This window comes from Vibrio sp. 970, from assembly GCF_033339075.1.
In genome coordinates this window covers 377,378-389,160 of record NZ_JAWOTW010000004.1, presented here as the reverse complement: position 1 = coordinate 389,160, position 11,783 = coordinate 377,378, and the positions used below count along the sequence as shown (strand labels likewise).

The window sequence follows — 11,783 nt, the reverse complement described above, 5'->3', positions numbered from 1 at the left end:
AGTCTTTCTAAACCAGACAACTGAGTGATGGTGACGCTTATGTCATCGACAGGTACGGTTTTTGTTTTCAAAAAAAGTTGCGTCATGATTATGCTCCTGCGCCAGCGGCTTGTTCAGCAATCAGCATTTCCGCGAGTTTTGGCTTGCCAATGTTTTTGAATTTAACTGAGCGAGTGATTTTCTCTTTAATCGTCACCGCTTTACCCAATGAGTTGATGTAGCCCGAATACGCATCCACAGTGCCATTCGGGTACTTGGCGCGGTACTCGGTCACCACTCCTTTATCGACATCATCAATGAGCTGCTGTTGGCCAGGCTCTCCTGGCTTCCAAACGATAGTTAAATTGGTTTCGCCTGCTGACTTTTGACCTGGCGTTGTTTTAGCCCAATCAGACTCAGGATCGTCTAGGTAGTTATCTTCTTCGTCTTCTACGGTGATTTCACCTGGTTGAAGCTCTTTAACGCCGCCTAACTTGTCCCATTTGTCGTCATTAAGGTAATCTGCAGGCGTTTGCAGTTCTTGGTTGTCTTTCAATCGCCAGAACGTAGTGCCAGCGCCTTTGATTGATTGAGTTGGGTCCGACATGATTAAACCTCTTCGGTGTATTCAATAGTAAATGTTAAAACCGAGGAACCCCATGGGGCCCCCTCTTCGCGTACATAAGAAAAACCAGAACGATTACACAGACTGAGCAAACCATTAGCGGTGTAGTGACGGTCAATTACGCCCCGAACTTTCTCACTAAAGGTATCGAGGTCGTCATCCAGTTGATTGGTGGCTAAGTCCATAATCTCTACAGCAAGTACCGAGCTCCACTCCTCTTCATCAAAATCCTGCCCAGTGGATTCACCATCAAGCAAGTAGACTGAAATGGCTGGAACTTCGAGGTATCCTGTCTCACCGTCATCACTGGCTGTAACTGGTTCACCTCGGCCAGAAAAATAAGCAGCGATAAGAGGGTGCCCTTCACTGTCAATGAGTGCTTTTTCCAAGTCAAAAATGACCTGTTTTCGAATTTGTTTGTTAATTTCCACGCCCTACCTCTCTGCGGATTACAAGCCTGATTTGCTGCCCCATGGCATAAGAAAGCTCTTTCGGCATATCTGTCTTCATGAGCTTTTTGCTATTTGTTTCAAAGGCAGTGGTGATTTCGTTTTTGATGGGAATTGCGCACATCTTGATTGGGTAACGAGCATCGCTGGTACGTTGCATGATATGCCACTTTCCATTCTCCAATTTCTGAAGAAAGGCATTGTCAAACTTATGCTTACCCACTTTTATGGACGTAAAGCCGGATACTTCACGCTTGGTATAGCGACCATCCTTGCCACGGGTTGCGCTTTGCACCTGGTAACGCCCTTTTTTGCGGCGGATTTGAGTACGGGCTTCCCCTATGTGAATGGCTGGTATGTCATTGCGTCTGACTCTGACGTAGGCAACAGGTTGCTTTGGAGATGCCTTTTTGGATACTCTGGCATAGCGTCTTATGATTTTTTGCTGAACCTTAACCACCTTAGAGGTGTCTTTTACTGAATGGCTAATAGCTCTCTTAGCGATTCGGTTTATTGCCATAGAAGCTGCACGAGGTACCGCTTTTTCGTCTAAAGCACTGAGGTTCTTTACTGCAGTTGCCAACTGGCGGTCTAGTTCATTCATTTCAGATCAAAACTAATTAAGCCATCATGGTACTCGGGCACATCAGCAACCACATGGCTTCGGCCTTTATAGGTAACTTTGTCACCTTTGCGAACCTTCACTCCTGATGAGCCAGAGATAGACAAACGGGTCACATTGGCAGCCATCATCCCAAATTGATCTTGTGATGTATTTGGAACCACTTTTGCAGACTGACCCGCAATGGTGGCTGACTCTCCGAATGCGCTAAATAAAGCAGCATCCATTTCAGCCACAGATTGAGACCAATTACTCATCTTCGTCCTCTTCGACTTCAAGATCGTCTTCTGGTATCCAGACTGCTTTCTTTTGGCCAACCAGAGAACGTGCTTCAGACGGTGTAATGTCGCAGCCTTGCCCCACTTCAAGTGCAGTTTCAGGCTTCAATAATTGACCGCGACAACGAAATGGTTGTGTAACTAAAATTGCTTTAACTGACATTTGTTTCTCCAAATAAAAAGCCACTCGATTGAGTGGCTTAGCTAGTAGTTTTTGGTTGATTAGGCTGCTGGTTTTTTACCTAGGCAGAAAGAAGCAGGATGGCGAACAGTTACATCAGCGTCTTGGAATGCAACAACACGCAAGCGCCCTTTCGCACTATGAGTGTATGGGTCAATAGTCAGGTCTAGGCCTCCCCACAAACCAATCAGCATTTCGGACCAGACGCCAAACCAATAATCACCGTTGTTGATCTGGTTAGAAATGTGCGTGCCGTAGCCGTTTACAGTGTTACCCCCTTCCCAAATAGGTGAGCCGTTGGTATTAGCAAACTTTTGCGTTGTCTTACAGTGACCACGGCCAGTAGCGTTCATCATGTAAAGCATGGAACCAACATCAGCATTGTCAGCAGTTATCTCTGTTTCCATGTTTACAATTTCTTGGAACGTCGGATTAACCGCAGTGAAATCTACACCGTTCACACCCGTGATGTTTGCTAGACCAAGCGGTTGATCACCACCAGTGCCGTACAAGGCAGCTTTATCAATAGTAAGAGCCAGAGCTTTAGCAATATCCGCACGAGCCAACATCTCAACATCTGGTGAAGACTGCATCAGCATCTTACGAGTCATTTCTACTAGCGCAGCACAAGTACGGTTTTGTAGGCCACGCTCACCAAAGGTGATTTCAGATAAGGTTGCATCTACATCTTCACCAAGCCAATAGCCCGTAGCGCCACCCTCTTGAGTCGGGATAGATAAATCACCGACTAGGCCTGTTAGCGTAGTTGCGTAGTTCATGACTGCTGATTTGTTATAGAGCATATCAATGAAGCTACCCGCCATATGGTCAGTAGCAATCAAGTTGCTACCGGAACCACTAGCACTTACTGGCGCAGCTGCACGAAGAACATCGTTAGGTACAATAATACCTTGTGCTTCACGCTTCATTTTATCGGCTGCGGCTTCAGAGGCTTCAAGCTCAAATGCAGCTGCTCGACGATACTTTTCATTCGTTGGCTGAGACAGGTAACGCAGAACGTTCAGGAATGAATACTGACGAATTTCATTGTCAGACAAGCCAATGTCTGGGCTGTCTGCAACCGTTGGTGTTGCGCTACGTACTCCCGCTGGTTGACCGCCATTCTCCGACGCTGCATCAAGTAAGGCGCGTTGGTAATCGGCAGCTGTCTTCTTTTTGTCTCGAAGATAAGGGTTAGGATCAACACCACGACTTCCGTATTGCTCGAACAGGTCTAAAATATCACGCACACGGTTTTGTTCTGCTTCAATACCAGCTTGACGTTCTGTGTTGGACTCCTCAAGAACTTCAATAATCTCAACAATCACATCGTTCTCATCAACTTTTGCACGAACTAAGCGGCCACTGGCATCACGCAGGGTTTTAGTCTTCATATTGGATTCACTCCGGTTTTCAATTTCACGTTCATTTTCTGTTGCGCCAGTTGGGATGATGATCCCCATATCACGCAGGTGGTTTTGGTATTTGGTTGTATCTAAGCTGCGCCCAACACCAACGGAAGGGTCAGCGGGAACCGTGACAAAAGACAGCTCGAACGGCTCCCAATCTGTCACACGATAGGTGCGAACATCATCCGTATCACTTTCAAGAACCATCGCATGGACGATGTAACCAATAGAAACGTGCTTACGAATGCCATCTTTAACGTCCTGCCAAATTTCCTCAGCTCTTGGGCTAGTACCGAACCGAACAACCGCTCGGCCCTTATTCTTTTCGATTCGAGCTGATTCAATGACACCAACTAGATCGTCCCAGTCATGGTTAACCAAGGCAGAAGCACCAGCATCAAAACGTGCCATGCGTACTGCACCAGATGAATGGTCGAGGACTTCATAGCCAAACCAACGCTCAACTGGATATTCGCTAGAGAAAGCCAGTTCAACCGTACGGTTTTCTTCATCCACTGACTCAACCGTGTAGTTTCGATACACAGGTTGACCTGTGACCTGACGAATCAGATCACTCGTCGTCAGTTTCGTCTTCTTCTTGCTCACTTTGATTTACTCCTGCAGGTTGCCCGGTGGCTTTTATTCCCAAAATCTGGGCTATCATTTCGTCTGGAATCCCTTCCGCTCTTATTGCCTTGATGTCCTCTGCATATCCCTTCCAGACATCTACAGGCTCACGACCAGATTCACGTATTGCTTCACCAGGGGACTTACGACCATTTTCTTGAGCTTCGGTAATGGCTTTCTCTTCTTTAAGAGGGTCAATCCATTCCCAACGGCGAGGTTGCCAATCTGCTTCTAGGAATTTGCCTAAGCGGCTAGCTGGGATAGGATTACCATTGGAGTTAATGACTTTTCCGGCAAGTAATGAATACTGAAGCCAACGTTCATAAACTCGATGACAAACCGACTCTATGAACCATTCTTGTAACTCTTTCCACCCGTCACGCTCGTCAAGCTTGCCTTGGCGAATTGAACTAAGGTTGACACCTTCCAAGTCATTGGCGTACGTGTTGTAAGCCATACCTTGACCCGTAGCCATTCCTCGCAACATATGCTTTGAGAACGTTGCCGTCTCTGTTGAAGGAAAATCCGGCGAGTAATCAACAGGAGTAAAGCCTGGAGGCAAAGTCACAACCGTATTGGGTTCTAACTCAATCTCTGGCTCTTCAAACTCTTCGGATTCATCCGGTTCATACACATCAGCGTCTGCTTGAAGTACCAGTGTTTTACTAGCACCCGCTCTGGCGTTTACAACAGAAGCTTCTTCAAACCCAGAAAGGTTACGCATTCGACTTAATGATGTGTGATTCCATGGAATACCACGGAATTGCTCAGGATGCTCTTGGTCATAAACGTGCAGCATGTCTTCAGCGGAAACACGTTCAAACTCTTTACCTCCATGGCGAAATGCTTCAGCTAAAACACCTGCTTTTGTTTCAACTAAGTAAGCAACCAGGCGTCCATAAGGGGTCATTTCGATGCCGTTTCGAATTACGTTTCCGTTTGCTAGTCGGCTTTCGTTGACCTGAATCGGTACTCTTAGAGGGTCTATGAGCTGAATAGCAAATCCCCAGGGACCAGCATGTGGGCCTTCAACGATTCGTATGAACGCTTCACCGCTCCCCACTACCGTATTGAGAATGACACGCTTGGCTCTGCGCCAATCAAGGCGCCCATCAACGGTACAGTTTTCGCGTCGTCCCCACTTTTTAAAAGCTTTCTCAACGGCGGCATTTCCGTTGGTATCCAATGAACCATCAGGTTCTTTGCCCCGAACCTGAAGAACAATACCTTTATGTCCGAGTACATTTTTACGAACTTCTCGGACAAACCCTCGGGCATAGTCATTGTTACTGATCTGTTCGCGTGAGCGAGCGACTAAAACCGAGAGTTTTTGATCAATCACCTTGCCAATGGGCACAGGTGAAGAATCCCAAGTACTATTGTTTCTGTCTGGATCAGCTGCCGAGAATAGGCTTCGAGAAACAGGACTCAATTTGACATATGGCGTCTTGCGACGTTTCTTTTTGGCCTCTGGCTTAGCGTTGCGATTAAAAGGATTCCACATCAGCGCATCCTCACTTTATGTACTGTCAGAAGACCTCGGCCAGACTTCTTACGCTTCTCCTGATTCACCCTATTGAGAAATCGCTGCTCTAACTGCAGCAGTTCGCTCAACGGGGTCTTCTCCAGACTACGACCACCAAACGACAGCTTAAGCTGATCAGATGTAGCACGATTGGTTAACGTAGCCTGAATAGCTGCCAATGCTTTCTCTGCTTCGCTGCGAGGGTCATGTACATCCAATGCTGCCAAGTCTGGCAGTACAGTTAATCGGCTGGTAAGAGGCTGATGTACATCGGTGCCATCAGTTACACGCAACACAACGCTGTATTCTTCTGCGGGCCAGTTCGCTGTCTCGCTTGCTGGTATCGAGAATTGGAACGCATCACCCTCCGGTGTGCCGACAATGTCTGCCTTACCGGATGCGGAACGTAGATAGATAGTGGCTACCCAAGAACTAGCGGGGTAATCTGGATAAGAGAGTTTGAAGTTGACCGACAGACCTGAAGTGATCTTTGTCGGTATTACCATGATTTAGCAAAGTTTCCTTTTCGCCGTACTAAGCGGCGCTTGCGTTTTTTCAACTTAACAGGCTTACGCTCTTCCTCGTCTTCCTGCTCGTCTGCCTCATCGGCTACCGATTCAGGTTGAGTTTCTTCCTCATCATCAATCGGTTTTGGTTTCTTTCGGTCAAGTCGTAGCATTCTGGCCACCATATAGTTCATACCTTCACAGTCGAGAAAGTGGTTGTCTTTACTGACTCGATTCCACTCTCCTTTTTCATCATCAAACTCCTCAGCAACAATCTGCTTACAGTAATCTTCTGAGACATCGGAAGGCAGTAACCAATCACCAACGGTGCCGCGTTTCCAACGGACACGGTTATGTACCCACGCTTTCGCCAAGCTGGCATCAAAGTCCCATCGCTTGTCACCACGCTTTCTAACCTTGCCCTGCTTATCAACTTCAACGCGAGTGACACGAAAAGGTTTGGGGAGCTTCTGCCAACCCATTAACGCTCGTGCACGAGTTTTATGGCGACGAACCCAGGCATAAACCTCATCAGTTCTGTAGCCTGCATCGACACCGCACTGCTTGATTTTTAAGTTCCCCCATTCGTGCTCCATCAAGTCATCTAGTTCACTCCATACCTCCGGCTTATCGGTATCCCCCCATAGCTCGCCAAACTCAATCAGGCGTGAGGACATACCATCAACCCAACCGCGTACGATATAAACAAGACGGTTTTTCTGGACATCCACAGTACAAATTAGTGTGTGTACCCCATCAGGAACTTCACCTGATGAGAACGTCGAGCGTAGCTTGTAGACTTCTTCCCACTCAGGAGCATCACCAACAACAGCAAATATTTCTCCAAACCCTGTGTTATAAACAGAGAGTAATTGGTGTGGGTCACCGCTTCTCTGCGCTTGAAGGAGTTTTCTGGCTAGATAGCCATAACTCTTTTTACCGGAGAACGAGCAAAGACCACTCACCCAAATACTGAAGTGGTTGTTGTCTTCCAGTGGATGAAGCATGGAATGAAATGGGACAACGGTTGATTCACCGCCTTGTGTAATTAATACAGAGCTATCGTCGTACTTCTTAGCGTATTGCCCAGGAGCAATAGCAATGCCTTGAGCGTTCATTACTTTGCGGTGTTTGTCTTCAATCTGTCCCCCACAATGAGGGCAGATTAAACGGGCTTCACGCGATGCAGCTGCGGGAGAGCTTTCATTCTCTGTGCCTTTGCCTGGCCACCAAAGTAGATCACTTCGTGGTATGAAATACTCACCGCAATCTGGGTCAGGGCATGGGACAGCCCATTCATGTCGAGTTCCTTGTTCCCACTCCAACCAAATCGGGCTCGACACTTTGCCTTTTGGTGCAACTGCCCAATGAGTCATCCCTGTTTCAGGGTGTGCATAGGTACTTGCCTTACCATGCGTTGGCGTACTAGTTAACCCAAGCTTTGAGTCGATATAAGCATCACCACGCGCTTCTGCAATTTCCGCTAATGAGCCCTCACCTGTTGCATTGGTATCAGGACGGTCTAACTCATCAACTAGCGTGATAACCGCAGAATCCGATGCCAATTCAGTTGCCGAACCAGCCCATGCAAAACGCAAAGACACGCCCCCAATACGCTTTTTATGTTTGGGGCTTTTATCATCGTACTTTAACCACAGCGTTGAGCACTCTCGGAGCATCTCCATTATTTTGGGCTCAACGACGTTGTTAATGTTCGACTCGGTCGGCCCCACATAGATGATCGGTGCAGGTTGGTCATCAAGGCGCCATCCAATCACGTTTTGCATCGTGGCCGACTTTCCCATCTGCGTTCCCATAACAAAGGGGATTTTTGAATAAGCAGGGTCGGCAAACGCGACACAAACAGGAATCATGTATGGTGTTGAAGTCGTATCAAACGGACCAGGTATTGGCGAACCCGGAGGCATAATTCTATTCTCAGTTGCCCACTGCGCAGCATTCCTCAGCGGCTTCGCTCTGATCATCTCTGCTACGTTTTGCAAGATACTCAGCAACGAACGCACTGAGGTGGTCAGCGGTGGCAGTGCGTATACGTCGAGCTTCTCGGTCAATTGTGTTTTTGCATTTGGCGGGTTCATGTTCTGACGCTACCTCTAAAGCTGTTCGAGCCCCTATGCCATCCAGCTCACTACCAAATAAGTTTCCAACCATGTAAAGGAACTGGGCTAACTCTCCCAAATCCATCACTGTTTCTTCGGCCTTTTGAGCTTCAATTTCAGCTTTGCGGCGTTTGGCAGCAGTGAGCAATAAGTCTTCACCATCTTTGGTACCAACTTTGGGGCTACTGTGCTCTTTCTCGTACTGGCCAATTTGCTTTTTGATTTCACGGTCGATAATCCACTGAATGGCTTTATCTGTTTCAATGATTAGAGGCTTACCTCGTCCACCACCGCCTTGGTGTGGCAAGCCCTCTTTGATGAGGTCACCCACCCACTTCGGTGAGTAACCCATAATTCGAGCAAATTCATTTCGGTTTACTTCAGCCATAGCGACATTCTTCTAGCGTTACGCGTTATGGTTCACTCCCTTCTCGACCCACCCGATAGAAGGGAGTAAAAACCGGACATTAAAATGAGGCGGAATCGGCGAGTCTCAGCCCCGTGGGTTATTGAACCTCTGGGAAGGACCCGCAATCTTTCGCAGCCCTTGTGGGACAAGGCGTGAGTGGGATTTGACTTGAAATTAATTGAACAGCGTTTTTAAACCCAATTTTCACTGTGATTTTCAACCACTCAAAAAACGCTGAAATCAGGCGTTTTTGGGGTCAAAACCAGTAAAACTCCCTTCTACTCCTTTCTCGGTTTTTTGGTCATTTAGACGTCCAAACATCCAAATAAACACCTATCACCACAATTAACAGATTTTCTTAAGAGTTAAATCGGTCAGCGATGCGTGAAGCCTTATCGATTCTAAGCTCACACTAGATGATCATGTTTTAGGATCTTCCCGCGATCTTCCCATGGAAAAAAATAAAGCCCTGCAGATCTAACCAATTGTGATAAGTCTGCAAGGCCTTAAGTTTCAAGGCTTCCGTTGTCGTGTGTATGTAAGCTTGGTCTAGGTCTGACATCTTGTGATTAAGAATGCGTTCACGTACAAACTTATCGACACCTAAGTCAGTCAGCCTAGTGCCAACTAACTTACGGCAATGGTGGCTAGTAAACTCACCCTCACTCCATTCCGCATATGTACTGTTGGCCGTGTCCTTACAGATGGGTGCATCCCCTTTCGCATTGGGAAATATAAACTTCTGTCCTTCCTTTTGGGTAAGGCGATACTGTTGAAGTAGGTTTTTAATCTGCCAGGTCATCGGTAACATCAAAGCTTCACCGTTCTTGGCATTACAGGCGGGTATCCTCCAGATATTCTCGTCCCAATCGATATGGCTCCATCGAGCTAAGCGGGTTTCACGAATACGTGTCCCGTGAGCTAACTGCATCAACACAAACACCTGCTTTTGCACTGAGTGTGTCTTTAACCTATCAAGTAATTGGCTCACATCATCAGACTGAATTTTCCCCTCGTTAGGTGTGATTTTCTTGCTGATAAAATCAGTAAATACCATCGCAGCCACTGGGTTTGAAGCGATATGCTCTTCTCGATATGCCTGATTAAACGCTGCTTTTAAAATAGCAAAGTAGCCTTTAACCGTTCTAAGTTCATAGCGCTCACGCAGCGGCCAAACCAATAAGTCCTTGATATGGTGCTTCCGAATATTAGCAAGAGGCAACTCCCCAAGAGCTGGTAACAAGTGATTAAAGACCACCGACTTAACGGCACTTTTCCTCTCTGAAGAGATATCCTTGTTCGACTCAATATGCTGCACATACCAGCGCAAGCAATCACTAAAACAGGTCCAGTCTGTAACCACTTGGTCCGTATCCGTCGCCATCCTAGCAATCTTTTGGGGTAACAACTCAAACAGTGCCTTAGCGCTTAGACGAGGCCAAAGTCCAAGCCGTTCCCATTTTGGTTTTCCGTGTTTTCCGTTGTTCTTTCGTTTATCAATCAACCACCAAGTAGCACTCTCGCGAGACTTGTGAAAACGAAGCTCTAAAGCATACCTTTCATCCCTAAGCCTCGTGACAGTATCACTTTTCAAATAGCTTTTAATTTTCGTATCAGAGATACGCAACCGTACTGTAGTCATAGAGTTAAACCGCTAAATCTGTCTCTCCAGTGTCACGCCGCTTCTTCGCCTGTGGCTGACGTTTCCAGTAATGAAGGGGAGTTTCGCCCCTCAGCTTGAGCCTTATTGATTTTCTTCGTGCGCTCTCATGTTAAGGATTAAGCAACGGGTCAGGTTACTTCATGGTCATAGCTAACACAGAGAAACAGCGAGGCACCAACGCATGTCCGTGAAGACATTAGGAATAGGGTCACCACCGTAAGCACTGTTACTAAGTGGCCGAAGCCTGGCAATGCTCGACGACATTGCAAATCGTTAACGTCTTTGCTTTTGGTGGTAAAAATGGGGTTACTGCTCTTTACCGAGGTGCTTTTTCACAATATCAATCAAGCGATCGTCCGTGTCGGTTTTGGTGTTTTTGGCATGAGCATCAGCAATCGTGATAAGCAGCTCAGTCACCGATTCAGGGCTAAGTAGCTTTGCAGCCCAGTAACCAAGCAAGCTTTTAAAGAAGGTAAACAAGAAAACTTTCATAGTATTAGCTCCAATAAAAAAGCGGCCGTTATAGGCCGCTTCTAATTCAGTATGTCTTTAGGGAATTTATCGATGAAGTCGGAGACCTCTCCTGCTCCTTTATGTGTGTTGTAATACGTCTTCCAATATCGTGCCAAGGCAGGAATATCACCTGGACTAGGTAAAGACTTAGGAACGCGTAAGTAATGCACTCGGCACATCGCCACCGCATAAGCTAAGTTCGTGATAAGTTCCTGTGCTGTACCTTCTTTTACGAGCAGACTTACCTTTTCTTTCAACTCAGCGCGATAAGCCAAATAGTTTTGCCAAATATCGTCATGAGTGGCGGGCTCCATCTGCACGATACCCAGAGCCGGACCTTTACCAATTTGCTTAAGGTACTTGCCTCGGCTCTCAACAAAGATAGTGCCGACCACCAATTGCTCTGCCGATGTACTATACAAGCCAAGCTGCTTTAAAGTCGGCCTAACGACCAATTCGGTCAGTTGCTTTGCATCCATCTATTTTCTTCCTCTGTTTACGCTTATCGAAATGAACCCAGATATCAAAAATTAGCCTCGCAATGACAACGACAAGACCACCGATAGAAATTAAATTAGCAATGGTGATATCAGAGCTACTGGCAGCCAATTCACTGGATTGTTGGGCCTTAGCAGCCACGGTTTCACTGAATATGCTAACCCCAGTGCCGCCACAATACGCGATTAGCCTACCTTTCCATTCATGGAGGTTTTCAAGAAATGTTTTAACCATGTGGAACTCTTAGAAACAAAAAAGCACCCGAAGGTGCTCCGAAACAGTTTTGTTGAGATATAAAAAAACCCCGCCGAATGGGCGAGGTTTTTCATATTGGGAAGAGTGCGCCATTTAGGGGTGAATGTCAACACTCACCCACCAT

Annotated in this window: 14 protein-coding genes; all 14 read right to left on the bottom strand. The window is 46.8% G+C overall.

Annotated elements, in window-relative coordinates; translation table 11 throughout:
* Positions 1-88 precede the first annotated feature (88 nt).
* Complete coding sequence (locus tag R7Q11_RS08805; RefSeq protein ID WP_225466376.1) at positions 89-586, bottom strand: phage tail tube protein; 498 nt, start codon at positions 584-586, stop codon at positions 89-91.
* A 2-nt stretch (positions 587-588) separates the two neighbouring features.
* Complete coding sequence (gene gpU / locus R7Q11_RS08800) at positions 589-1,035, bottom strand: phage minor tail U family protein (RefSeq protein WP_225466375.1); 447 nt, start codon at positions 1,033-1,035, stop codon at positions 589-591.
* A complete protein-coding gene (locus tag R7Q11_RS08795) occupies positions 1,025-1,657 on the bottom strand; it encodes a phage tail protein (RefSeq protein WP_225466374.1) in 633 nt (210 codons plus the stop codon). Before R7Q11_RS08795 ends, gpU begins: the two co-directional genes overlap by 11 nt.
* Positions 1,654-1,932: an ATP-binding sugar transporter from pro-phage family protein gene (locus tag R7Q11_RS08790; protein WP_025766788.1), complete on the bottom strand. Its 279-nt coding sequence runs from the start codon at positions 1,930-1,932 to the stop codon at positions 1,654-1,656. Before R7Q11_RS08790 ends, R7Q11_RS08795 begins: the two co-directional genes overlap by 4 nt.
* Positions 1,925-2,116, bottom strand: coding sequence for a hypothetical protein (locus R7Q11_RS08785; protein WP_025632827.1), 192 nt, complete (start codon positions 2,114-2,116; stop codon positions 1,925-1,927). The genes R7Q11_RS08790 and R7Q11_RS08785 overlap by 8 nt, the downstream gene beginning before the upstream one ends.
* A 59-nt stretch (positions 2,117-2,175) precedes the next feature.
* Positions 2,176-4,149, bottom strand: a complete 1,974-nt coding sequence (locus R7Q11_RS08780; RefSeq protein WP_064368151.1) for a phage major capsid protein — start codon at positions 4,147-4,149, stop codon at positions 2,176-2,178.
* Positions 4,115-5,674, bottom strand: a complete 1,560-nt coding sequence (locus R7Q11_RS08775; protein ID WP_225466373.1) for a phage portal protein — start codon at positions 5,672-5,674, stop codon at positions 4,115-4,117. The genes R7Q11_RS08780 and R7Q11_RS08775 overlap by 35 nt, the downstream gene beginning before the upstream one ends.
* Positions 5,674-6,201, bottom strand: coding sequence for a hypothetical protein (locus R7Q11_RS08770; RefSeq protein ID WP_025632833.1), 528 nt, complete (start codon positions 6,199-6,201; stop codon positions 5,674-5,676). The genes R7Q11_RS08775 and R7Q11_RS08770 overlap by 1 nt, the downstream gene beginning before the upstream one ends.
* Positions 6,195-8,129 carry a terminase gpA endonuclease subunit gene (locus tag R7Q11_RS08765; RefSeq protein ID WP_225466372.1) on the bottom strand — a complete coding sequence of 645 codons (1,935 nt, stop codon included), beginning with the start codon at positions 8,127-8,129 and terminating at the stop codon, positions 6,195-6,197. Before R7Q11_RS08765 ends, R7Q11_RS08770 begins: the two co-directional genes overlap by 7 nt.
* A gap of 10 nt (positions 8,130-8,139) precedes the next feature.
* Positions 8,140-8,709 (bottom strand): terminase small subunit, encoded by a 570-nt coding sequence (locus tag R7Q11_RS08760; protein ID WP_025632836.1) that lies wholly within the window; start codon positions 8,707-8,709, stop codon positions 8,140-8,142.
* Positions 8,710-9,157: 448 nt separating this feature from the next.
* Positions 9,158-10,114, bottom strand: coding sequence for a tyrosine-type recombinase/integrase (locus R7Q11_RS08755; protein WP_225466371.1), 957 nt, complete (start codon positions 10,112-10,114; stop codon positions 9,158-9,160).
* Positions 10,115-10,699: 585 nt separating this feature from the next.
* The gene (locus R7Q11_RS08750; RefSeq protein ID WP_025766795.1) at positions 10,700-10,885 is read right to left on the bottom strand and encodes a hypothetical protein; all 186 of its coding nucleotides are present in this window, start codon (positions 10,883-10,885) and stop codon (positions 10,700-10,702) included.
* A gap of 41 nt (positions 10,886-10,926) precedes the next feature.
* On the bottom strand, positions 10,927-11,385 hold the full coding sequence (locus R7Q11_RS08745) for a hypothetical protein (RefSeq protein ID WP_225466370.1): 459 nt from the start codon (positions 11,383-11,385) through the stop codon (positions 10,927-10,929).
* A complete protein-coding gene (locus R7Q11_RS08740) occupies positions 11,351-11,638 on the bottom strand; it encodes a hypothetical protein (protein ID WP_225466369.1) in 288 nt (95 codons plus the stop codon). Before R7Q11_RS08740 ends, R7Q11_RS08745 begins: the two co-directional genes overlap by 35 nt.
* Positions 11,639-11,783 lie beyond the last annotated feature (145 nt).